Annotated in this window: 24 protein-coding genes; 13 read left to right on the top strand and 11 right to left on the bottom strand. The window is 33.7% G+C overall.

Annotation, left to right across the window (positions count from 1 at the left end):
- Window position 1 precedes the first annotated feature (1 nt).
- Window positions 2–631 carry a MarC family protein gene (locus tag EL158_RS05640; protein WP_126361647.1) on the top strand — a complete coding sequence of 210 codons (630 nt, stop codon included), beginning with the start codon at window positions 2–4 and terminating at the stop codon, window positions 629–631.
- Here EL158_RS05640 and EL158_RS05635 read toward each other — a convergent pair.
- The 3 genes from EL158_RS05635 to EL158_RS05625 are packed head-to-tail and all read right to left on the bottom strand — an operon-like array spanning window position 606 to window position 3,228.
- Window positions 606–1,349: a glycosyltransferase family 2 protein gene (locus tag EL158_RS05635; protein ID WP_027303515.1), complete on the bottom strand. Its 744-nt coding sequence runs from the start codon at window positions 1,347–1,349 to the stop codon at window positions 606–608. The genes EL158_RS05640 and EL158_RS05635 overlap by 26 nt on opposite strands.
- A complete protein-coding gene (locus EL158_RS05630; RefSeq protein WP_027303514.1) occupies window positions 1,346–2,851 on the bottom strand; it encodes a hypothetical protein in 1,506 nt (501 codons plus the stop codon). The genes EL158_RS05635 and EL158_RS05630 overlap by 4 nt, the downstream gene beginning before the upstream one ends.
- On the bottom strand, window positions 2,842–3,228 hold the full coding sequence (locus EL158_RS05625) for an HAD-IIIC family phosphatase (protein ID WP_027303513.1): 387 nt from the start codon (window positions 3,226–3,228) through the stop codon (window positions 2,842–2,844). Before EL158_RS05625 ends, EL158_RS05630 begins: the two co-directional genes overlap by 10 nt.
- A gap of 100 nt (window positions 3,229–3,328) precedes the next feature.
- On the opposite strand from EL158_RS05625, the gene hisC reads away from it, so the two are divergent.
- From hisC to serC, 10 genes are all read left to right on the top strand, one after another.
- Window positions 3,329–4,429 carry a histidinol-phosphate transaminase gene (gene hisC / locus EL158_RS05620; protein ID WP_027303512.1) on the top strand — a complete coding sequence of 367 codons (1,101 nt, stop codon included), beginning with the start codon at window positions 3,329–3,331 and terminating at the stop codon, window positions 4,427–4,429.
- A 72-nt stretch (window positions 4,430–4,501) separates the two neighbouring features.
- Window positions 4,502–6,184: a flagellar basal-body MS-ring/collar protein FliF gene (gene fliF, locus EL158_RS05615; RefSeq protein ID WP_027303511.1), complete on the top strand. Its 1,683-nt coding sequence runs from the start codon at window positions 4,502–4,504 to the stop codon at window positions 6,182–6,184.
- Window positions 6,184–7,212 carry a flagellar motor switch protein FliG gene (gene fliG / locus EL158_RS05610; protein ID WP_004277559.1) on the top strand — a complete coding sequence of 343 codons (1,029 nt, stop codon included), beginning with the start codon at window positions 6,184–6,186 and terminating at the stop codon, window positions 7,210–7,212. Before fliF ends, fliG begins: the two co-directional genes overlap by 1 nt.
- 8 nt (window positions 7,213–7,220) lie before the next feature.
- The gene (fliH, locus tag EL158_RS05605; RefSeq protein ID WP_004277558.1) at window positions 7,221–8,036 is read left to right on the top strand and encodes a flagellar assembly protein FliH; all 816 of its coding nucleotides are present in this window, start codon (window positions 7,221–7,223) and stop codon (window positions 8,034–8,036) included.
- Complete coding sequence (gene dxs / locus EL158_RS05600) at window positions 8,026–9,864, top strand: 1-deoxy-D-xylulose-5-phosphate synthase (protein ID WP_126361532.1); 1,839 nt, start codon at window positions 8,026–8,028, stop codon at window positions 9,862–9,864. Before fliH ends, dxs begins: the two co-directional genes overlap by 11 nt.
- A gap of 81 nt (window positions 9,865–9,945) precedes the next feature.
- Entirely contained in the window at window positions 9,946–10,356 is a 411-nt protein-coding gene (perR, locus tag EL158_RS05595; protein WP_004277556.1) for a peroxide-responsive transcriptional repressor PerR, read from the top strand.
- A 47-nt stretch (window positions 10,357–10,403) separates the two neighbouring features.
- Entirely contained in the window at window positions 10,404–11,501 is a 1,098-nt protein-coding gene (locus EL158_RS05590; RefSeq protein ID WP_027303509.1) for a hypothetical protein, read from the top strand.
- A 5-nt stretch (window positions 11,502–11,506) separates the two neighbouring features.
- Entirely contained in the window at window positions 11,507–12,220 is a 714-nt protein-coding gene (gene ubiE, locus EL158_RS05585) for a bifunctional demethylmenaquinone methyltransferase/2-methoxy-6-polyprenyl-1,4-benzoquinol methylase UbiE (RefSeq protein WP_027303508.1), read from the top strand.
- Window positions 12,210–13,373: an exodeoxyribonuclease VII large subunit gene (gene xseA, locus EL158_RS05580; RefSeq protein WP_027303507.1), complete on the top strand. Its 1,164-nt coding sequence runs from the start codon at window positions 12,210–12,212 to the stop codon at window positions 13,371–13,373. Before ubiE ends, xseA begins: the two co-directional genes overlap by 11 nt.
- Before the next feature lie 12 nt (window positions 13,374–13,385).
- Window positions 13,386–14,459 (top strand): phosphoserine transaminase, encoded by a 1,074-nt coding sequence (gene serC, locus EL158_RS05575; RefSeq protein ID WP_027303506.1) that lies wholly within the window; start codon window positions 13,386–13,388, stop codon window positions 14,457–14,459.
- Between the two features lie 27 nt (window positions 14,460–14,486).
- On the opposite strand, the gene EL158_RS05570 is transcribed toward serC, so the two are convergent.
- The 6 genes from EL158_RS05570 to EL158_RS05545 form a co-directional block, all read right to left on the bottom strand.
- Window positions 14,487–15,473, bottom strand: coding sequence for a beta-ketoacyl-ACP synthase III (locus EL158_RS05570; protein WP_027303505.1), 987 nt, complete (start codon window positions 15,471–15,473; stop codon window positions 14,487–14,489).
- Window positions 15,454–16,434, bottom strand: a complete 981-nt coding sequence (gene plsX / locus EL158_RS05565) for a phosphate acyltransferase PlsX (RefSeq protein ID WP_027303504.1) — start codon at window positions 16,432–16,434, stop codon at window positions 15,454–15,456. Before plsX ends, EL158_RS05570 begins: the two co-directional genes overlap by 20 nt.
- 5 nt (window positions 16,435–16,439) lie before the next feature.
- Complete coding sequence (gene rpmF / locus EL158_RS05560; RefSeq protein WP_004276400.1) at window positions 16,440–16,586, bottom strand: 50S ribosomal protein L32; 147 nt, start codon at window positions 16,584–16,586, stop codon at window positions 16,440–16,442.
- A gap of 26 nt (window positions 16,587–16,612) precedes the next feature.
- On the bottom strand, window positions 16,613–16,966 hold the full coding sequence (locus EL158_RS05555) for a DUF177 domain-containing protein (RefSeq protein ID WP_004276364.1): 354 nt from the start codon (window positions 16,964–16,966) through the stop codon (window positions 16,613–16,615).
- Window positions 16,966–17,379, bottom strand: a complete 414-nt coding sequence (gene ndk / locus EL158_RS05550; RefSeq protein WP_027303503.1) for a nucleoside-diphosphate kinase — start codon at window positions 17,377–17,379, stop codon at window positions 16,966–16,968. Before ndk ends, EL158_RS05555 begins: the two co-directional genes overlap by 1 nt.
- A gap of 105 nt (window positions 17,380–17,484) precedes the next feature.
- Complete coding sequence (locus EL158_RS05545; protein WP_004277548.1) at window positions 17,485–17,769, bottom strand: DUF362 domain-containing protein; 285 nt, start codon at window positions 17,767–17,769, stop codon at window positions 17,485–17,487.
- Window positions 17,770–17,979: 210 nt separating this feature from the next.
- Between EL158_RS05545 and EL158_RS05540 the strand changes: the two genes are divergently transcribed.
- Window positions 17,980–18,576 carry a peroxiredoxin gene (locus EL158_RS05540; RefSeq protein ID WP_027303502.1) on the top strand — a complete coding sequence of 199 codons (597 nt, stop codon included), beginning with the start codon at window positions 17,980–17,982 and terminating at the stop codon, window positions 18,574–18,576.
- Between the two features lie 485 nt (window positions 18,577–19,061).
- Window positions 19,062–20,132 (top strand): flagellar biosynthesis protein FlhB, encoded by a 1,071-nt coding sequence (flhB, locus tag EL158_RS05535; RefSeq protein WP_027303501.1) that lies wholly within the window; start codon window positions 19,062–19,064, stop codon window positions 20,130–20,132.
- On the opposite strand, the gene EL158_RS05530 is transcribed toward flhB, so the two are convergent.
- Window positions 20,129–20,863, bottom strand: coding sequence for a YaaA family protein (locus EL158_RS05530; RefSeq protein ID WP_027303500.1), 735 nt, complete (start codon window positions 20,861–20,863; stop codon window positions 20,129–20,131). The two genes, flhB and EL158_RS05530, sit on opposite strands and share 4 nt — an antisense overlap.
- Complete coding sequence (locus tag EL158_RS05525) at window positions 20,860–21,978, bottom strand: JlpA family lipoprotein adhesin (protein WP_027303499.1); 1,119 nt, start codon at window positions 21,976–21,978, stop codon at window positions 20,860–20,862. The genes EL158_RS05530 and EL158_RS05525 overlap by 4 nt, the downstream gene beginning before the upstream one ends.
- Window positions 21,979–22,102: the final 124 nt, after the last annotated feature.

Raw genomic sequence — 22,102 nt, 5'->3', positions numbered from 1 at the left:
TATAGAAAACGAATTTTACCTTATGTTTTTCGCAGCCATTACTATACTTGCCGTACTAAATCCTTTTGGAAATTTGACGCAGTTTTTGGCTATGAGTGAGGGTTTGCCCATCAAACTTAGAAAAAAGCTTTTTGCGACTATACTCTATACTGCTTTTATTATTGTCTTAGTTTTTTTGTTTTCAGGCTCTTTTTTTATGAGCTATGTTTTTCGTGTGGATTTGAACGATTTACGAATTGCTGGGGGTTTGATACTTATTATAATGGCAGTTAAAAATTTACTTTTTTCGACTAAATTGGCAACGCAAGATTTCTCACATTATCAAGAATTTGACGAAAAAGAGCTTTTAAGACGCAGTCTTATCCCTATGGCTTTTCCTATGCTAGTGGGTCCGGGGACTTTGGCTAGTGTAGTTGTAATCGCTGAAGATGGTGGAGTTAAAGTTGCTTTGGGTGCTGTTTTGATGGCTTTTTTATTTATGGCGATTTTATTTTATTATGCGGCGACAATTGAAAAAATCGTAGGAAAGCTTATCTTGCATGTATTTTCACGCATTGCTCAAGTTTTCATCGTGGCTATGGGCGTTAAAATGATGATAGTTGGGATTAAAGGAATTTTTGGTTTAAGTTAAATTTTTTTAAATTCTCATACTCGCTTGGAGTCCCGCAAAATAAAATTTGATTTAAATCGATTAATTCATATCTTATATCGGCATTTTGAGAAATTAAAGTATTATACATAGGAGCGATGTAAAATTCGCCCTTTTCAAGTTTATTTTTTTCTTGCATTGTCTTAAAAATGCTTAAAAATTCTTCACTTTTTCTAAAATAATAAAGCCCACTACTACACAATGATGAAATGCGTTCTTTTTCTGCTGTTTTAGCGACTTTGCAAAGTTTTTCATCGCTAGTTTTTACGAAGCTCCACTGCTCTCCCTCACCCTTAAAAACCTCCAAATAGCCATCAATCTTATCTAAATCAAAATTTTGTGGAAGGCGAAAATTGGGGCGTAGGGTGTCGATATTAAAAATCAAAATATTATCTTTAATGCTCATTTTTTCAAGTCCAAGTGCGACTGTATGTGCCTGTCCTAGTGTGAGGCTATCAAGCTTTAGGCTTTGATAATTTTTAAGATTAAGTTTTTGACACTCTTGTTTGATAAATTCTTTTGTATGATGAATATCTCTATAAATGAATAAAAAATGACTTGTCTTAAAATACGCTCTAAAGCCTTCTAAAACCCACGAAAACACGCTTCTTTCTTCTAAATTTAGCATATATTTAGGTAGGGTATAACCCATCTTACTAAAGCGTGAGCTAAGCCCAGCCATAGGAAAAATAATAGTCATCTTTCTTCCTTTAATAAATCATAAATTCGATAAGCATTTGCTAAGAAAGCATTTTGCCTTTTTGCATCATCATTGTGAAGTGGTAACATTGACAAAAAAAGATGTAAAGTAAGCGTCATAAGGGCTTTATCGATCTTAAAAATTTCTTTGAAAGCATTTTGAATCGCTATAATATTCTCATTAATTTCAAGCTTAAAACTAAGATTATAATCTTTTAATTCACACTCATAAAAGCCAGCTATTATAAAATCATAAAGCCCTAAAACAGAGTGGGTTAGCTTGGCTAAATCGTAATTTTTATCTCCAAAAATGCTAATTTTCCCATCAAAATCCAATCCTCTTGGATCATAAGTTTTAATTAAGCTGCCTCTAAAATCATACATGATATTAGAAAAGCAAAAATCGCCGTGTATGAGGCTAAATTCTTTTATGCTTGGCAAAAATTCGCTAGTTTGCTTGATAAGTTCATTAAGAGAGGGCTGTGGGGTGTGATTTAGAATAAAGGGCTTATCAAGGTCTATATTTCTTTGCTTGGCAAATTCTTTAAGTCTTGATAAAGTTTTTTCTTGATAGTTAAAATTGAGTTTATCTTCACTCTTAAAAGTGTCGCAAATGTTTAAAAAATCCTTAATAGAGAGAAAAATTTTTCTCCAAATAAAATCAGGCAAAGATCCAAATACAAAAAGCTCACTCAAGGTATTATGATAAAGATATTCTAAAGCATAGCCACTTTTTTGTGTGAAATATTTTGGCGTGTAGATTAAAAGTGTGGAGGGTAAATTTTCAAACCACGCCTTTTCGGCTTTTATTTTTTCAGTCCAAGAAGAATTTTTAATAATGTAATTTTGTGAAATTTGCATCTCATTAAAGCTTCTTTGTGTAGATATGATTTTTTTGGAGTGAAAATAATTTGTCATTAAGCCAAAATCAAGCCAAGTTTCATTTTCAATTGCCCACATTATTTTTTCTTTAGAATAGCTTTTTACACTTTTTACAAAATCATAATGATTTGCAACTAAGTGTTTGGCTAATGTCCTCGCATCGCTAAAACAAAAAGCACCGGTGAGGATTTTACCCCCCCCCCCCCCCTCATTTACAATATTAAATTCCTTGTCTAAATAAGCCCACTCATAATTTTCCCTAACAGCACTTACGCATAAGCTATCTTCTTTTAAATCTAAATTTGAAAAGAAGGTATCGCCGTGGAGTATGCTTAAATTTCCATTAATATTTAAAGCGTTTATGCAATACAAAATGGACTCTCCAAGGCTTAAATTTGGCTCGACAAAAATAAGCTTAATGTTTAATTTTTCAAGTTTTTCTAGGTCGCAGTGATTGACTTTAAAATTGTTTGGTAAAGATAATGCGACTTTTTCTTTTGATAATTTTGCTTGATATTCGTAAAGTCTTTTATTTCCAAGTGGCAAAAAAGACGGCACTATCTTGCCAAATTCAAGGGTAAAGTCCGCAGAAGAATACTTAGCCGAAGTGATTAAGAGCATTGTGAACTTTCTTTTGCGAGGAGCTTTTGAATTTCTTCATAGCTTAAAGTTACAAATTCACTCGGTCTAATAGCCCTATCATCGACATAAAAGCCCTCATCTCCACACCAAGCTTTACCGACAATAAGCTCATCAAAAGGCACTTTGTGCTTGTGAAGCCATTGTAAAATTTTAGGATAAGTGTGCGTTTTGATCTTTTCAATATCATTATTAAAGCTTCGCATAGAACGACTGGTGAAAATGGTGATTTTAAAGCCTATTTTTTGATATTTTTGTAATTGTTTAATGAGGGCTAAATTCGGCTTTTTATCTTCATAGGGGATATTTTTTTCATCTAGGGTTAAAGTGCCATCAAGATCAACGATAAGATTTTTCACAATTTTCCTTAAAATTTAAATGAGTTTGATTATAACTTAAGCTTGTAAATCAAAGCTTAAGTAAGAATTGACTAAGATAATAAGCTTTAAAGGAGAAAATATGCAATTTAACGAAATTTTAAATCAGCTTAAAACTTACGAGCCGGGTAAGGATATAGAATTAATCGCCAAAGAATACGGCGTGAAAGAAGTGATAAAACTAGCGAGTAATGAAAATCCGCTTGGAGTTTCTCAAAAAGCTTTAAATGCCATTATCCAAAACGCTTCAAAGGCACATTTATATCCTGATGATAGTATGAGCGAATTAAGAAACGCATTAGCTTTAAAATTTGGACTCAAAATGCAAAATGTCATTATAGGAGCGGGAAGCGACCAGATTATCGAGCTTGCTACGCATGCTAAATTAAACCACCAAAATGCCTTTTTACAATGTGGCGTAAGCTTTGCTATGTATGAAATTTATGCCAAGCAAGTGGGAGCTAAAGCCTATAAAACTAAAAGTATAACACACGATTTAAACGCACTTAAAAGCCTTTATGAAAAGCATAAAAGCGAGATAAAAATTCTTTATCTTTGCCTACCAAATAACCCTTTAGGTGAGTGTTTAGACGCCTTTAGTGTGGAGGAATTTTTAAAGGATATTGATGAAGATTGTTTGGTTGTTATTGATGCAGCTTATAATGAATTTGCAAGTTTTAAAGATATGGAAAAGCGCATCGACCCTGCCAAATTAATCAAAAGCTTCCCCAATGTGCTTTATCTTGGCACTTTTTCAAAGCTTTATGGGCTTGGGGGTTTGCGTGTGGGCTATGGTATGGCAGATGAAGAGCTTATCAATGCCTTGTATAAATTAAGAGCGCCTTTTAATGTCAATATCTTAGCCCTAAAAGCTGCTACTGCCGCACTTGATGATGAAGAATTTGTCAAAAATAGCCTAGAAAATAATTTTTCTCAAATGCAAGAATTTGAAAAATTTGCAAGAGAAAATCAGCTTGATTTTATCCCTTCTTACACAAATTTCATTACCTATTTTTTTGAGGAAAAAAATAGCAGTGATTTGAGTGAAAAATTACTTAAAAAGGGTATAATTGTGAGAGATTTAAGAAGCTATGGTTTAAATGCTATACGCATTAGCATAGGTAAGCCTTATGAAAACACACGCTTTTTTGAGGAATTTGAAAGCATTTTAAAGAAAAATTAAATTTTATTTTGATTAAAAAATAATTAATTTTTTGATTATAAAATAATGGCAAATTAAGGTATGAGAGAGTCTATGGATTTTAAAAATATGTTGCTGCAAATTGGACAGCTGTATCAAAATTTAACGCGAAAACAGCGTATTGTTATAGCCGCTTCCATTGTTGTTGTTGTGGGATTTTTGGTTTTTTTAGCTCTTTTTCGTAATGGTCCAGCAGGGTCAAATGGCTATGTTCCTTTAATAGAAAATGCGAATCCAAGCACAGCGGGAGCTATTGTTACAAGACTTGAGCAAAATGGAGTTCCTTATCGTTTAGAAAATGAAAGCACCATTTTAGTCCCTCAAGATCAAGTCAATCGTCAAAAAATGTTTATTGCTAGTGAGGGCTTGATAAAGGATAATCGCGTTGGTTTTGAGGTTTTTGATAAGCAAATTTTTGGTGCGACAAGTGCGGAGGAAAAGGTTAGAGCCCAAAGAGCTTTACAGGGAGAAATTGCAAGGATTATAGAAACTTTAGAGCCGATTCGCAGTGCTTCAGTTATCTTAGCCTTACCTAAAGAAAGTGTTTTTACAGAAAGACAAATTCCTCCAACGGCTTCAGTTACTATTAATATTAAAGACGGCTTTAGACTCACAAGAAAGCAAATTGATGGAGTTAAAAATATAGTCGCCGCTTCTGTGCCAAGACTCACTAAAGAAAATGTCAAAATTAGTGATCAAAATGGCAATACTTTAGACGAGCAGCAGTTAGAATCTGGCGAGGTTTTGGCTATGCAAATTCGCTACAAAAGAGATAGTGAAAGAGAGCTTGAAGAGAAAATCATCAACTCTCTTGCACCCTTTGCAGGAGGACGCGATAAGCTCCAAGTTAGCGTTAATATAGAATACGATTTTTCTAAACAAGAATCAAAAAGCGAAATTTATGATCCCAATACGGTTGTTAGAAGTGAGCAAACGCTCAATGAAGAAAAAACAGGCAGAAAAGATCCAGAAATTCAAGGCGTTCCGGGTGCTGTTTCTAATATAGGTCCTGTTGAGGGCTTGGCAAATAATGGCGTAATAGACTCTTATAAGAAAAATCAAGTTACAACAAATAACGAAATTTCGAAAACTATTACAAATACACAAAAATCTTTCGGTGTGCCTTTACGCATTTCAGCTGCTGTTACTATTGATGGCAAATATGAAGATGTTGTCGATGAAAATGGCGAGGTTAAAAGCGAATATGTGCCTTTGCCACAAGCTCAACTTAATGGAGTTGAAAGTATTGTTAGAAACACGATTAATTTCAATGCGGCAAGAGGCGATAGTGTCGTGGTGCAAAATTTACCATTTTATAGAGAGTCCATTAAGGTCGAAAGTAAGGTTAAAACCTTTTACGGACGCTTTATCGAGCCTTTTATCCCTCCTGTTAAATACTTCATTGCGGCGATTTTACTTTTCTTCTTTTACAAGAAAGTTATCGCTCCTTTTACGCAAAAAATGCTCGAGGATGTTGCCGCTCAAGAAGAGGCACAGCAAGGACCAAATGCTATCATTGATGATGCAGAGGATGCATTGGAGAAATTTAACGCAGCGAGGAAAAAGGTCGAAGAGCAGCTTGGCTTTGGTGAGAATTTCAATGAGGATTCGATACAATACGATGTTTTACTTGAAAAATTAAGGGCTTTGGTGAGTGATAAGAGTGAAGAGATAGCGGCACTTTTGCAAAATCTTATTCAAAATGACTCTGATTTTAGCGAAAATAAGGATATATAATGATAAAGCTGAGTGAAGAACAAAAAATGATTTATGATGATTTATCTATGCCTGAAAAGGTGGCGATATTTCTCATACAGCTAGGTGAAGATTCTACAACTTCGGTTTTTTCTCATATGGAAATCGATGTCATTACTGAAATTTCTCGCTATATCGCTATGGCTAAAAATGTCGATCGCTCTGTGGCTACGGCTGTTTTGGAGGAATTTTATACTCTACTTCAATCAAATCAATTTATCAAAACGGGCGGTCTTGAGTATGCTAAAGAAATTCTTTTCCGCACTTTTGGACCTGAAATTGCTAATAAAATTTTAGAAAAACTTACAAAAAGTATGGAAAATAATCAAAATTTTGCATACTTGGCACAGATTAAACCGCAGCAATTAGCCGATTTTATTACCAAAGAACACCCACAAACCATAGCTTTGATTTTGGCACATATGGATAGTATCCAAGCGGCGGAAACTTTGGAATATTTTAGCGATGAATTAAGAGCGGAAGTTGTGATAAGAATGGCAAATTTGGGCGATATTTCTCCAAGCATTATCAAAAGAGTTTCTGCTGTGCTTGAAAGTAAGCTTGAAAGTCTTACATCTTATAAGGTCGAAGTGGGTGGTCCTAGGGCTGTGGCAGAAGTGCTTAACCGCTTAGGTCAAAAGGCGTCTAAATCGACCATTACTTATATCGAGCAAAGCGATGAGCGTTTGGCTGAAACGATTAAGGAGCTTATGTTTACCTTTGATGATATTCAAAAGCTTAGCACTCCAGCCATTAGAGAAATTCTTAAAGTTGCCGATAAGCGTGATTTAATGGTAGGTTTAAAGGGTGCAAGTGAGGAGCTGAAGCAAAAATTTCTTGCAAATATGTCCACGCGTGCTAGCGAGGCTTTTTTGGAGGAGATGGGCTTTTTGGGTGCTGTGAGAGTAAAAGATGTCGAAGAGGCACAAAGAAAGGTCGTAGAAGTAGTGCAAAAGCTAGCAGAGCAGGGTTTAGTCCAAACAGGCGATGCTGATGAGATGATAGAATAGGCTAAAATATGATTAACCGCAGTAATGTAATTTCTAATGAAACTTCAAAACAACATGTCATTGAGGGCTATCGCTTTAAGGTCATTTCCGAATTTACAAGTGAGCAAGAAAAAGCCCAAAATGAGCAAACGCACCACGAAATTCCAATGCCTCAAGCACCCATAAAAGAGGATAAAATCGAAGAGCCAAAAGAAGACAAAGCTGAAGAACAAGGAGTGGCTTTTCAGCCTAGTTTTGTGGAGGATTTGCTTAAAAAAACGGACGAAATGTCTAATAATATCATCAAGCTCCAAATGCAAATTGAAAGTCAAGAAAATGAATTTAATAACCGCCTTGCAAGTGAGCTTGAAAATGCTAAAGAAAAATACACAAAAGAGGGTTTTGAAGAAGCAAAAAATGAATTTGAAAAAGAGCTTAATGCCCTAAAAGATAAATATTTAAAAAGCATTTCTAAGCTTGAGGAAGCTTGTGCGAATTTAGATGATTTTGTGATTAAAAATGAAAAAGAATTAGCCGATACAGCTGTGGATATTGCCAAAGAAGTGATTTTAAAAGAGCTTGAGGAGGATTCTAGAAAAATCGCTTATGCTTTGGCTAAGGACTTAATGGAAGAGCTTAAGGGTGCTAGTGAGCTTGAATTAAGAGTTAATGCGGAGGATTTTGAATATTTAAAAGAGCATTTTAATCAGGATAGTCATATTAAGGTGAGTTTAGATGATGCTATTAGCAAAGGAAGCGTTGTGATTTTAAGCAATGCAGGTAACATAGAGTCTAATCTTAACTCACGCTTAAATAAAATCAAAAAAATGATTCATAATGACTAAGTTGGCTCATACAAATTTAGAATTGTGTGCTTTAAGTGAAGAAGAGCTTAAAACGCTTGCTGATAATTTAAGACGAAAAATCATAGAGGTTGTAAGTCAAAACGGAGGACATTTAAGCTCAAATTTGGGCGTTGTCGAGCTTAGTATAGCGATGCATTATGTGTTTGATAGCACAAAAGATCCTTTCATTTTCGATGTTTCCCATCAATCTTACGCACATAAGCTTTTAAGCGGAAGGGAGGAGCGTTTTCATACGCTAAGAACCTTTGGGGGTCTAAGTGGCTATACGAAAGATGAGGAGGGGGATTATTTTATCGCCGGACATTCTAGCACTTCCATTTCTTTAGCTATAGGAGCTTGTAAGGCTATAAGACTCAAAAAGGAGGAGAGAACGCCTGTGGTTTTAATAGGCGATGGGGCGTTGAGTGCGGGTATGGCTTATGAGGCTTTAAATGAATTAGGAGATAGAAAATATCCTTGTGTTATTATTTTAAATGACAATGAAATGAGTATTTCCAAGCCCATAGGTGCGATTTCAAAATACCTCTCCCAAGCGATGGCAACGCAGTTTTATCAAAAATTTAAAAAACGAGTAGAAAAAATGCTAGATTTCTTGCCAGATAGTGCGACTTATATGGCGAAGCGTTTTGAGGAGGGCTTTAAGCTTATCACGCCTGGGCTTTTATTTGAGGAGCTTGGGCTTGAATATATTGGTCCTATTGATGGGCATAATATTAATGAAATGATTAACGCTTTAAAGCAGGCTAAAATGATGCAAAAGCCTTGCATTATCCACGCCCAAACCATAAAGGGTAAGGGCTATACCTTAGCTGAGGGTAAGCACGCAAAATGGCACGGCGTAGGCGCTTTTGATATTCATAGTGGTGAAAGTCTCAAAAAATCAAATTCTAAGTCTAGTGCGACAGAAATTTTTAGTCAAAATTTACTTCATTTAGCGCAAAAATATGAAAATATAGTCGGCGTTACAGCAGCTATGCCTAGTGGGACGGGGCTTGATCTTTTGATAGAGGCTTATCCTGAGCGTTTTTGGGATGTCGCCATAGCCGAACAGCACGCCGTTACCTCAATGGCAGCTATGGCAAAAGAGGGTTTTAAGCCTTTTATAGCGATTTACAGCACCTTTTTGCAGCGTGCTTATGATCAAGTTATTCACGATTGTGCAATTATGAATTTAAATGTTGTTTTTGCTATGGATAGAGCTGGTATTGTAGGCGAAGATGGTGAGACGCATCAGGGTGTTTTTGATGTGAGTTTTTTAAGTGCTGTGCCAAATTTAACTCTTATAGCACCAAGAGATTCTAAAATGATGGAAAAATGTATGGAGTATGCGTATTTTCATCAAGGTCCTTTAGCCTTTCGTTATCCGCGTGGTAGTTTTATTTTGGAGGAAGAATTTGCTCCGTGCAAACTTTCTTTAGCCAAGTCTCAATGGCTTATTAAAAATACGAACGAAGTGGCGTTTTTAGGCTTTGGGCAGGGTGTTGGTAAGGCGTGGAAAGTTTTACAAAATTTGGGAAATGATTTTGCGAATTTGATCGATTTGATTTTTATTAAGCCTTTAGATGAGCTTTTGCTAAAAGAATTGGCTAGTCAAACTAAAATATGGTTTGTTTTTAGCGAAAATGTTAAAATCGGCGGAGTGGCAAGTTTGCTTAGGGAATTTGTGGATCGATATGACTTAAATGTGAAAGTTGTGAGCTTTGAGTATGAAGATGCGTTTATAACGCATGGAAATTTAAATGAAGTTGAAGCAAGTTTGAATTTAGATGTAAAAAAGCTAAGTCAAAAAATACTTGATATTATTTAATAAAAAATATTTTTTGATATAAACATTTTTTAAATAAATTTTTTATATGATTTCGCTTGAAACTAAATTTAAGGTGAGATTATGGAATTGTTGCAAATGCTTAAAAAATATGATTTAAAAGCAACTCCGCAAAGACTTTGTGTGTTAAAAATTTTAAAAAGACACGAACATCCTAATATCGATGAGCTTTATGCTGAGATTAAACGAGAATATCCTTCCATTTCTTTAGCGACTGTGTATAAAAATATTAACACGCTTCAAAGTCAAGGTTTAGTTGTAGAAATTAACATCGCAAATCAAAAATCCTGCTATGACATTTATGAAAAAGAGCATATTCACATTATTTGCAATGGGTGTGGAAGTATCGAGGATAAAAATTTTGATGAAATAGAATTAAACGAATATCAAGAAAAGCTTGAAAAAAAGATTTCAAATTTAATTGAGCATTTGTCCGTTTGTGCTTATGTGAAAAATTGCAAAAAATGTCAATAAATATTAAACTTAAGAGGCTACAATAAGCGTTTTAACAGGGGCTTATTGTGAATAATTTATTTCAAAGATTTTTTTTACTCCACTCTTTTGATTTAAACGCGAGGCAAATGTCAAAAGGCGTATCCATAACGACTTTTTACACAAAAATTTCTTCTAAAGAAACTTTAAAATTTCAAAGTGTCGATGAGAGATACTTTTTATTAAGAAATAATTTGAGAGAGGAAATTTCTAAAAAAGATTTTGAAAAGGCAAAAAAGAAAGCTATACTTGGAACGCTTTCTAAAAAAAGTTACGAATTTTTAGAAGGAGATAGAAAATGCCTTTTTCAAATTTATAAAGAAGAAAGACTCTTTGTTTTAAAGGTTTTATTTAAAAGCGAAGAAGAGGCTCGTCAATTCAAACCTGATGAAAAAATAAGGCTTTTAAGGGAGCTTGATGAAAAATTTAATTCTAAAAATTTAATACTTTATAAGTATAAAAAAGCTTTTTTTGACCTCCGCACTTGTTTTAACATTATAGAAAAAAATCAAAATTTTACACTTAATTTTCCTCAATCTTTGCATGCAAATGATGGTTTTAGAGTGCTTTTATTTTATCTACTTTATAGTTTTAAGAGTCAAGCGAAAAAAGGAAATGATGGGGTAAAATTGCATTTTTGTATTTTGAAAATTTGTGTCTTTTTAAAAAATGCAATAGAGCTTTTTGATGATAAAATGGCACAAAAATTGCTAAAGGGATTTGAAAAATTAGAAGAAAAACTTAGGCAAAATTTAAATAAACGCTTTAATATTAGACCTTATAGGAATTTATTGAGTGATTTTGAATTATTTTTAAGAGAGGGAGAATTTTATAAAAGTGCAAAGGAAGAAGTTTTTTTAAAAGTTTTTGTAGCACGAATTTTACGCTTAAAATTGATAGAATTTAAGAGATTTTATGAAAATTTTTCTTATGAGGAATTTAGGCTAAAATGCCTAGAAATTCGCATTTTTCTCGAGCATTTTTCCTTTCTCTTTAGGGAGAAAAATTTGCAAAAATTACAAAATTTTTTCAATGAGGATATTTTTATTCAATTTATTAAAAAAAGAGAAAAAATTTTAAAGCTAATTCAAAAAACAAATAAGCATTTAAAAATTTATAAAGGATAAAAACTATGCAAAAACAAGAAAAAATTATAGAAATGTTTAATCAAATCGCCCCAACTTATGATAAAGCAAATCGCATTTTGAGTTTTGGTGTAGATGTAAGTTGGCGTAAAAAAGCGTGCAAGAGGGTTTTAGAGCTATGTGAAGAAAATACTTTAGATATAGTTGATGTGGCTTGTGGCACGGGAGATATGATAGAAATTTGGCAAGAAAGTGCGCAAAAAGCCCATAAAAATATAAAGCATATACGAGGCATAGACCCAAGCTCACAGATGCTAAGAGAAGCGAGAAAGAAATTTAAAAATGTTGAATTTATCGAAGCTGGAGCACAGGATCTACCTTTGGAAAGCGAGAGTGTGGATATTTTAAGCATTAGTTATGGAATTCGTAATGTAGTTGAAAGACAAAGGGCTTTGGGTGAATTTGCTAGAGTGTTAAAAAGGGGTGGCATTTTACTCGTTTTGGAATTTACTAAAAGAGAGCAAGGTGGTTTTATAGCGTTTTTTAGGGATTTTTATCTTAAAAATATTTTGCCAAATTTAGGAGGCTTTATTAGTAAAAATAAAGAAGCTTACGCTTATTTGCCAAATTCCATTGAAGAGTTTTTAAGCAAGGAGGAATTTAGCACAGAACTTCAAAGCGTAGGCTTTAAAAATGTAGATTTTAAAAGCTTTAGCTTTGGAGTAAGCTCCATGTTTATAGCGAGAAAAAATGACCGTTAGTGAGCTAAATTTAAGTGCTAAAGCTTTATTAGAATCGCATTTTGAGAACATATTTGTGAGCGGAGAGCTTTCTAAGATCACAATGCACAGCTCGGGACATTGGTATTTTGAATTAAAAGATCAGTGTTCAAGCATAGCTTGCGTGATGTTTAAAGGGAATAATTTTAAGCTTGGTTTTGAGCCAAAAATTGGTGATTTTTTAGAACTTGAGGGAAATTTAAGCTTATATACTGAAAATGGGCGTTATCAATTTATCGCTAAGAGTATGAAAAAAGAAGGTTTTGGAGATTTAGAAGCGCGTTTTTTGGCACTTAAGGAAAGTTTGCAAAAGGAGGGTTTATTTGATGAAATTCATAAAAAAAATCTTCCAAAATTTCCTTTAAAGATTGGAATTATTGCCTCTTTTACTTCAGCCGCTTTAGAGGATATGCTTAAAATCATCACCCAAAAGGCTTATTTTTTAGCAAAAATTTATGTTTTTAATGCCCTTACGCAAGGACAAAATGCTCCATTTTCTTTAATAAAAGCTTTAAAAAAAGCTGATGCAATAGGGCTTGATGTTTTGATTATGGCAAGAGGGGGAGGGAGTAGGGAGGATTTATTTTGCTTTAATGATGAGGTTTTAGCAAGAGAAATTTTTGCCGCTAAAACGCCTATAATTTCAGCCATAGGACACGAGATTGATTATGTGATTAGTGATTTTGTGGCGGATTTAAGAGCGCCTACTCCAAGTGCTGCCATTAACATCTTGCTACCTTCAAAAGAGGATTTGGAGCAAAAACTTGATTTTATAGAGGATAAATTAAAAACAAGCTTTATGATAATTTGTAAAAATTTAGAAAATAAACTTTCAAATTTAGAAAAAATTTTCAAAGCAAATTCCTTACCTTTGATGATAGAGCAGAAAATAAAACATTTAGAAAGCCTTAAAAAACAATTGGATTTATTAATTAAAAATAAAATTCAAATCAGTTTTTTAGAATTTGAAAAGCTAAAAAATGCCTACTTGCAACACGAAAATTTCTTTGAAAAAAGCAAACATCTAGTTTCGCTTAGAAAAAATGGTAAAATAGTGTGTTTAGAAGAGTTAAAAAGTGGCGATACCCTACTTCTTAGCTCACAAAATGTAGAAAAAAAAGCTAAAATTTTATGATGAGGAGAAAATATGAGAAAGATTAATTTTAGTGCAGGTCCTTCAACTCTACCATTAGAACTTTTAAAAGAGGCGCAAGAAGAGCTTTGTGATTATAAGGGTTTGGGTTATTCTATTATGGAGATTAGCCATAGGACTAAGATTTTTGAGGAAGTGCATTTTGGTGCTATGCAAAAGGCTAAAGAACTTTATGGCTTAAATGATGAGTATGAGGTGCTATTTTTGCAGGGGGGAGCTAGTTTGCAATTTGCTATGATACCGATGAATTTGGCTATGGGAGGGGTTTGTGAATATGCCAATACAGGCGTTTGGACTAAAAAGGCGATTAAAGAAGCACAAATTCTTGGAGTCAATGTCAAGGTCGTAGCTAGTAGTGAAGAGGAAAAATTTTCCTATATTCCTAAGGTAGAATTTAGCGATAAGGCTGATTATGCTTATGTATGCTCAAATAATACAATTTACGGCACTCAGTATCATCATTATCCTAAGTCTAAATCGCCTTTAATTGTCGATGCTTCGAGTGATTTTTTCTCTAGGAAGGTGGATTTTAGCAATATTGCTCTTTTTTATGGTGGTGTGCAAAAAAATGCTGGAATTTCAGGGCTTTCTTGTCTTTTCATACGCAAAGATATGCTTGAAAGAAGTGGGGAAAAAAATATCCCAAGTATGTTAAAATACGCTATCCACGCAGAAAATAATTCTCTCTTTAACACTCCTGCAACCTTTGCAATTTATATGTTTAATCTTGAAATGGAGTGGCTTTTAAAGTTGGGTGGTTTAGATGCAATTCATCAAAAAAATATGCAAAAAGCACATCTTTTATATGAAATGATAGATCAAAGTGAGGGCTTTTATAAAGGACATGCCAAAAAAGAAGATAGATCTTTAATGAATGTAAGTTTTAATATAGTAAAGAATGAGCTTGAAAGTGTCTTCATTAAAGAGGCTGAGGACGCTGGTATGATAGGACTTAAAGGACATAGAATTTTGGGTGGAATTCGTGCGAGTATTTATAATGCTATAACTTTAGAACAAGTAAAAATTCTATGTGAATTTATGAAGGAATTTCGTCATAAATATGCTTAGTAGTTTAAGAAAGTCTTTTCGACTTTCTTAAAAATTTTCTCCTCCAAAATGAAGCAAAGCTGACCCCCAAGTAAAACCACCACCAAAAGCATCAAGCAAGATTAAAGAGCCTTTTTTTAGGCGTTTTTCTTCATAGGCATCATTCATCGCCATAGGTATGGAGGCAGCGGAAGTATTGCCATATTTTTGCACGGTAATGATACATTTTTCATCTTCTAAGCCGAGCTTTTCTTGCACAGCTTTGATAATTCTAAGATTTGCTTGGTGTGGGATAAATAAGTCAATTTGTGATGAGTGTATATGATTTTTTTCTAAAAGTTCTACAACATCGTTACTTAGGGTTTGCACGGCTATTTTAAAAACTTCATTGCCTTTCATTTTCATTGCCAAAGGAGAGCAAATTTCCACACTTTTAGAACGCTCTGTCATAAGTAAATCGCCATAAGTTCCGTTGCTTGCTGTATGCACATCAATGATGGGATTTTCTTTATCAAGGCTGATGATCCCAGCTCCAGCTCCATCACCAAAGAGAATGCAAATACTTCTATCTTTATAGTCCATTATGGAACTTGCTTTTTCTGCACCTATGATGAGGATATTTTTTTTAGCACCACTTTCAACCAAGCTTTTGGCAAGTTCTAAAAGATAGATAAAGCCCGAGCAAGCTGCGGATATATCAAAGGCTGTGATATTATAAAGCCCTAAATTTGCGGCGATTTTACAGGCTGTTGAGGGCATAGTGAAATAATCGGGACTTAAAGTCGCTACAAGAATTGCATCAATGTCGCTTGGTTTTAAATTTGCTCTCTCTATGGCTTTTATGGCTGCTTTTGTGCCTAAATCGCTGGTATTTTCATCACTTTCCGCTATTCTTCTCTCTTTAATACCTGTGCGACGCATTATCCACTCATCGCTTGTATCAACCATTTTTTCAAGATCTTTATTATTAAGAATTTGTTTGGGTACATAAGATGCTATGCTTTTAAGAGAGGCTTTAAAATTTGGAGAGTTCATTTTCTATAGCTTTATTAATGTTAGCTTCACTAAAATGAAGTGCTTGAAAAATAGCATTTTGAATAGCTCTTGCATCGCTTTTTCCATGGCTGATAATCACGCAACCTTTTACGCCAAGTAAGGGTGCGCCGCCGTATTCTTGCCAGTCAATTTTCTTTTTAAGACGCATAAAAGATGGTTTCATTAGCACTGCTCCCAATTTGGATATTAAGTTTGTTTTAATATCTTCCTTTAGGATTTTAAAAATCGCTCCAGCCACACCCTCGCAAGATTTTAAAATGACATTACCACTAAAACCATCGCAAACTAAAACATCAACATTTGCATTAAAAATATCACGCCCTTCAGCGTTACCAATGAAATTTGGAAGTTTTTTCATTAATTGGTGGGTTTCTTTGGTAAGTTCATTGCCCTTACACTCTTCTTCTCCGTTTGAAAGTAGGGCAATTCTTGGTTTTGCAATTTGCATAATTTCTTTTGCATAAACCCCACCCATAATGGCAAATTGAAATAAATTTTCACTTTTACAATCTGTATTTGCACCTACATCTAAAAGTAGGGTTGTTCCGGTAATATTTGGCATTAATGTTGCTATTGCTGGTCTTAAAACATTTTGTAATCTTCCAAGTCTAAGTGTTGCTAGAGACATACTAGCTCCACTATGTCCAGCTGAAACTACGGCTTGAGCTTTGCCATTTTTGACAAGTTCGATAGCCTTATATATGCTTGTATCTTTGCGTTTTAAGGCATCGGTGGCATTTTCTTCCATAGAAAAAACCTCCTCAGCTTCTTCATATTGCACAAAATGTTCCAAATTTTTTGGAATAAGCGGTTTTAAAACTTCACTTTTGCCCACTAAGATGGCGTTAAAAGGTTTGATATTTAAAGCCTTAATAACACCTTCTACAATAGGTTTTTCACCGAAGTCGCCTCCCATTGCATCAATGGCAATGCTTATCATAATTCTCAATATTCCTTAGTTAGAGGATTGGCACGGTGAGGCATTTTGTAGCTTCCATCTTTATCTTTTATAGGCTTAGGGAGGCTAACTTTATAGTGCGTTCTGCGTTTAGCTGCACGAGTTTTACTCACTCTTCTCTTAGGGACTGCCATTTTTTCTCCTTTTTAAAATTTAATCTTTACTTACTGCAAGAATCGCAGTAAAAATAGTCGCTCAAATAAGCTTCTAATTCGCCCATAGCAATTTCTAATAAATCGATATGAGAATCAAAAAATTCTATTGTATCACTTAGCTCATTTTTAGAATCCTTATAAAGACCATCGCTTGCTAAGAGATCTAGTTTTTCATCGATATGAAGTTCCATTTCGGCTCCACATCTATCGCAAGGTCTATAAACAAAACCCTGCATTTTTGCTTGAATTTTTACAAGCTGGGAATTAATTCTACTTAAATTCCCTTCAAAGACTATATTTTCTAAATTTAATCTAAAGGGATAAGCGGTAGAATTAATTCTAGAAAAAGCGATTTTCATCAGCAAATTTCATTAGATTTGAAAAAGAAATCAATTTCGATTTTTGCATTTTCTAAGCTATCGCTTCCGTGAACAGCATTCGCGTCAATATTTTCAGCAAAATCTGCTCTAATGGTTCCAGCTTTAGCTTCTTTAGGATTTGTTGCACCCATTAATTCTCTATTTTTAAACACAGCATTTTCGCCTTCCAAAACGGAGACAACCACAGGACCACTAATCATAAATTCCACCAAATCCTTAAAAAATGGTCTTTCTTTATGCACGGCGTAAAATCCTTCAGCCTGCTCTTTGCTTAATTGTAGTTTTTTCATCGCTGCTATTCTTAAGCCATTGCTTTCAAAGCGGTCCAAAATTTTACCTATAACACCCCTTTTAACGGCATCTGGCTTGATGATAGATAAAGTTTTTTCCATAATCACTCCTTAACAATTTTAGTAAATAAAACTTGGAATTATACTTAAATTTGTTTATAAGAAAATTAAACGAAAGAAAAGCTAGTAAAAACTAGCTTTAACATTTTAAGCAAATACAGGAGTATCGCCACTTCTCATATCGCTTGATATATTTTCTCTGCTTGGTTGCCCCGAAGCAACTTCGCTCCATACTATACAGCCATCAGTAGGGCAAGCACTAGCACAGGCTGGCTGGTCATTATGTCCGACACACTCGACACATTTGTTTGAATAAACATAGTATCTATCTTCGCCCTCAGGATTATTTGCATCATCTACAATAGCACTAACTGGGCATTCATCAATGCAAGATCCACAAGCAATGCAGCTATCTGTGATTTTCACAGCCATTTCAACTCCTTTAAAATTTTGATATTTGCTGAATATTTTATCGACAAAATCTTAAAGGAATATAATTTTATTGTTTTTTGATAATCAAAAAGGCTTTATTTTTGATAATAATTATTGTTTTTTATATTTTCTATTATGCTTTTAAATCTTTTTAAAGTTTTAAATGATATAATTTTGCTATCAATAAATTTTATTATTTAGGAGAACACAATGATTGTTACAAAAAAAGCTTTAGACTTTACTGCTCCAGCAGTATTAGGCAATAATGAAATTGTAAATGATTTTAATCTTTACAAAAATATAGGTCCAAAAGGTGCTGTCGTTTTCTTTTACCCAAAAGATTTCACTTTCGTATGCCCATCAGAAATCATCGCTTTTGATAAAAGATATGATGAATTTAAGAAAAGAGGCATTGAAGTAATAGGAATTTCAGGCGATAATGAATTCTCTCATTTTGCTTGGAAAAATACTCCTATTAATCAAGGTGGTATCGGTCAAGTAAAATTTCCACTTGTTGCCGATTTAACTAAGCAAATTGCTAGAAATTTCGATGTGCTTTTTGCTGAAGCTGTCGCACTTCGTGGGTCATTTTTACTTGATGCTGATGGCACAGTTCGCCACGCTGTGATTAATGATTTGCCACTTGGTAGAAATATTGATGAAATGCTAAGAATGGTCGATACTATGCTCTTTACAAATGAGCACGGCGAAGTTTGCCCTGCTGGTTGGAATAAGGGCGATGAAGGTATGAAGGCTGATCCTAAGGGCGTAGCTGAATATCTTGGCAAAAACGAAAACAAACTTTAATCTCAAAGCCTCTTTTTGAGGCTTTTTATCTTCATTTTACTTTATTATTCTCATTTTTAATCTTTACCAAATTTCCACACTTTAAAATTTAAGATAAAATTAAGCAAATTTTAAGGGGATGGGGTATGATAACGGCTTTTATTTTGTAGGAGTCATTATGATTTACATTTTAGCGTTTTTCTTATCTTATTTGTTAGAGGACTTTAGATACAGGCAATATTGAATTTTATCCTTTGTGTGATAGGCTATTTTACGATAATGCTCTTATTTGGAGGTTTTCTTTGTTTTATTGCTTCAATTTGGGGCATTATAGCTATTTTGCAAAATAGTAGCAAGAAAAATCATCAAGAGATGCTTGAAGCTTTAAAAAAACAAAAATTAAAATTCTTGGTCTAAACTTTTGTTTTAGACCACACTTTCTTGGATAAAACTCTACAAATTTATATTTTTTCATTATAATTTAGCTTTAAATTTAAAGGTAAAATATGGCAGGCGAAGACCAAGAAAAAACGGAAGAACCCACCTCCAAAAAGATAGAAGACGCTAGACAAGAGGGCAATGTCCCTAAAAGTCAAGATGCTGCCGCTGTGGTTACGCTCATCGTGGCGATTACTTTGCTTTTGTTTTTGTTGGGTTTTATGGGCGAAAGAGTGGCGAATTTGTATCGTTATTATCAAAGTTTTATCGGGACGGAATTTGACTTACGCATTATTCAAGCTATTATGATGAAGAGCATTTTTGAGGTTTTAATCATACTTGCCCCCATAGTTTTAAGCATTATGGTTGCAGGAATTATTGGTAATGTAATGCAATTTGGCTTTATTTTTACAACTAAGCCCATTATGCCAAATTTAAGTAAAATCAATCCTCTTAAAGGACTTAAAAATCTTTTTTCTCTCAAAAAACTTATCGAAAGTGTCAAAATTATTCTTAAAGTAAGCGTAGTTTTTACTATAGCTTTTATTGTCTTACTTCAATTTGTCAAAGAACTTCCTAAAGTCGAGCTTTATAGCCTTGCCGCACAAATGGTTTGGCTAAGGGATAAGGCTTTGATTTTAGCGGCTATTGTGATTATTGCCTTTTTGATTATTGCTATTTTAGATGTTTTTTTGGTGCGTTTTCAATATTTTCAGGGGCTTAAAATGAGTAAGCAAGAAATCAAAGATGAATATAAGCAAATGGAAGGAGATCCGCAGGTTAAAAGTAGAATTAGGCGTTTGCAAATGGAAGCTGCAAGGCGTAGAATGGTGCAAGATGTCGCGGGTGCTGATGTGGTCATCACTAACCCTACGCACTATGCTGTGGCTTTGCGTTATGATACGACTAAGGAAAACGCTCCAAGAGTTGTGGCTAAGGGGGTCGATTTTCTAGCCTTACGCATTAAAGAGATGGCGTATAAACACAATGTTATCGTCTATGAAAATCCTCCTCTTGCAAGGCAGCTTTATAAGGACTGCGATCTTGATCAACTTATCCCTAGAGAGCTTTTTAAGGCTGTAAGTGAGGTGTTTAAATTTGTTTATCAGGCAAATAAAAAGAACTTTCTCAAATCTTAATCTACAATTTCTAAGGTGATTTCTTCTTTTAATTTAAATTCTTTAATGTCTTTTAATTTTAAGTTATTTGGGAGTTTTGAGAGTAATTCTTCGTTAGACTTAACTTGATTTTGTGCGGCTATTCTTAGCAAAATGCCCCGATAAGCCTTAGCATAATGGCTGACTATTTTGCCATTTTTAAGGAATTTGTAAGTGCTTACTTTCTTTTTGGGCGTGTAAAATTTATCATAAAATCCAGCCCTTAAGTCAAGCACCTCTTCCTCATTTAAAAATTTATCTAAAGCCTTGCTAAAGTGCTTTTTGTAAAAATATTCGACATTAAAATCCTTTAGCTTTGCACCCTGTTTAAATTTGTAAAAGGGCAGGGTATCATTTGCTCTTACCACTCCAAAAAGATTAGAAAAGATGAGCGTATTTTCTAAGATGTAATTTTTAGCTTTTTGTTCCAAGTTTTGATAAGCTAAAAATTCATAACTCACGCCTGTGTAAAGTTCTATGGCGTATTTTGTGGGTGCGTTTTTAAGATCTTGCAAAAATTCTTGCGGAGGATTTTTCACGCCAAAAAGCTTTTGCAAATCTTCTTGTGTAGCATTTTTGATATAATTTTCATAATTTTTAAGTGCCTCAAGTCTAAATTTAAAAAGCTCCCTAAAGATAAAGGAGCTTTCATCAAAAGGACTTAAAGAGCAATTTAAATCCTTACTTTCACTTGGAGAAAATAGAATTTTCAAGGATAGATCTCGTCTAAAGGATTGCTATTTCCAATTTGCGAAAGCTGATTGATAGTTTTAAGTATGGCACTAAAATCCTTACCATTAATAATAATTTTTGCAATACTTTCTTCTTTTAAATTGATAAAATCACTCACTGGGATATCCTTAAAGCCAAGCGCAAGATTTAGCTTATAAAGCGGGTCTTTGCTAACATCATTGATGAGCTCAAGCACTTGAGAATAAAGCAAATTTTGCTCTTCATTAGAGCTTTGGTTTTGAAGTGCCTCTAAGGAAGCTTTTGCCATATTGATGTAAGGGCTAAAGGCGTTATTTGTTTGAAGATTGAAATTAAAGTTAAATTCTTTAAGTGTGCCTTGTTTTAAAAATTCTTCAAAATTATTATTGAAATCTTCTTCAAATTTTTGAGGCGAATTTGTTAGATTAACGGCTAATTGATTGGTGTCAAATTTCACATTTAAATTGTCTAGTAAGGTGAAAATCTCTTCTTTGAAACTGCCTTTTAGATTTGTAGAAATGACATTTTCTTTATTATTGTCAAGCTTGTAGGAAAAAGCGTAATTTAACTTTTTGTCATTTTTAGTTGTTAGCGATGTGTATGTGAAATTGTAAGTATCTTTGCTAAGATCTTGCATTAATTTAGCGATTTTTTCATCATTTATAAGTTGTTTGCTTGCATTTTCCACTGCTTTAATGCTTTCATCGCTTAATTTTAGATTTTCAAATATTAAATTTGCTTCTAGCTTATCGCGTTTAGCAAAAAGGTGCGTGTAATAATCTTTGTAGGAAATCAAACCTGAAATATTATTTTCTGTGTAAATTTCATTTGAGCGAAATTTGATGTTTTGAATATCAAAAATTTTTGTCTTTTCATTACTTAACGAAAAATTAGGGCTTTGACACTCTACAAAAGCTTTATCAGCTTTACAAGTGAAGTTTTTAAAATCGATCTTAAAATTTGGAAAAGCACTCATTTGCTCTTGTATAATTTTTTGTGTGGAATCATTAAGTGATTTTTCATATTTTTTAACAACTTCATCGCTAAGATCATTTGACGAGCAAGCATTTAAAAAAAATGCCAAAGCACCACCAAGTAGGGCTAAATTCTTTTTCATTATTTTTTTCCTTTACCATTTAATAGGGCGAAATTATAGCAATTTTTTCTTAACTTTTTTTCGATAATTTTTATCCTAATTAATTTTTTTGTATTAAAATAAATGCAAATTTAATGAAAGGGAC

The organism is Campylobacter upsaliensis (assembly GCF_900637395.1).
In the GTDB taxonomy this organism is placed as follows: Bacteria; Campylobacterota; Campylobacteria; order Campylobacterales; family Campylobacteraceae; genus Campylobacter_D; species Campylobacter_D upsaliensis.
Note: the sequence above shows the minus strand (reverse complement) of the source record. Positions and strands in the feature narration are given on the sequence as shown.

Bases quoted from the DNA above. Each gene is read 5' to 3' on its own strand.
- EL158_RS05635 (WP_027303515.1), bottom strand. From the start codon at position 1,349: ATGACTATTATTTTTCCTATGGCTGGGCTTAGCTCACGCTTTAGTAAG.
- EL158_RS05630 (WP_027303514.1), bottom strand. From the start codon at position 2,851: ATGCTCTTAATCACTTCGGCTAAGTATTCTTCTGCGGACTTTACCCTT.
- hisC (WP_027303512.1), top strand. From the start codon at position 3,329: ATGCAATTTAACGAAATTTTAAATCAGCTTAAAACTTACGAGCCGGGT.
- fliF (WP_027303511.1), top strand. From the start codon at position 4,502: ATGGATTTTAAAAATATGTTGCTGCAAATTGGACAGCTGTATCAAAAT.
- fliG (WP_004277559.1), top strand. From the start codon at position 6,184: ATGATAAAGCTGAGTGAAGAACAAAAAATGATTTATGATGATTTATCT.
- fliH (WP_004277558.1), top strand. From the start codon at position 7,221: ATGATTAACCGCAGTAATGTAATTTCTAATGAAACTTCAAAACAACAT.
- perR (WP_004277556.1), top strand. From the start codon at position 9,946: ATGGAATTGTTGCAAATGCTTAAAAAATATGATTTAAAAGCAACTCCG.
- ubiE (WP_027303508.1), top strand. From the start codon at position 11,507: ATGCAAAAACAAGAAAAAATTATAGAAATGTTTAATCAAATCGCCCCA.
- xseA (WP_027303507.1), top strand. From the start codon at position 12,210: ATGACCGTTAGTGAGCTAAATTTAAGTGCTAAAGCTTTATTAGAATCG.
- serC (WP_027303506.1), top strand. From the start codon at position 13,386: ATGAGAAAGATTAATTTTAGTGCAGGTCCTTCAACTCTACCATTAGAA.
- EL158_RS05570 (WP_027303505.1), bottom strand. From the start codon at position 15,473: ATGAACTCTCCAAATTTTAAAGCCTCTCTTAAAAGCATAGCATCTTAT.
- plsX (WP_027303504.1), bottom strand. From the start codon at position 16,434: ATGATAAGCATTGCCATTGATGCAATGGGAGGCGACTTCGGTGAAAAA.
- rpmF (WP_004276400.1), bottom strand. From the start codon at position 16,586: ATGGCAGTCCCTAAGAGAAGAGTGAGTAAAACTCGTGCAGCTAAACGC.
- EL158_RS05555 (WP_004276364.1), bottom strand. From the start codon at position 16,966: ATGAAAATCGCTTTTTCTAGAATTAATTCTACCGCTTATCCCTTTAGA.
- ndk (WP_027303503.1), bottom strand. From the start codon at position 17,379: ATGGAAAAAACTTTATCTATCATCAAGCCAGATGCCGTTAAAAGGGGT.
- EL158_RS05545 (WP_004277548.1), bottom strand. From the start codon at position 17,769: ATGGCTGTGAAAATCACAGATAGCTGCATTGCTTGTGGATCTTGCATT.
- EL158_RS05540 (WP_027303502.1), top strand. From the start codon at position 17,980: ATGATTGTTACAAAAAAAGCTTTAGACTTTACTGCTCCAGCAGTATTA.
- flhB (WP_027303501.1), top strand. From the start codon at position 19,062: ATGGCAGGCGAAGACCAAGAAAAAACGGAAGAACCCACCTCCAAAAAG.
- EL158_RS05525 (WP_027303499.1), bottom strand. From the start codon at position 21,978: ATGAAAAAGAATTTAGCCCTACTTGGTGGTGCTTTGGCATTTTTTTTA.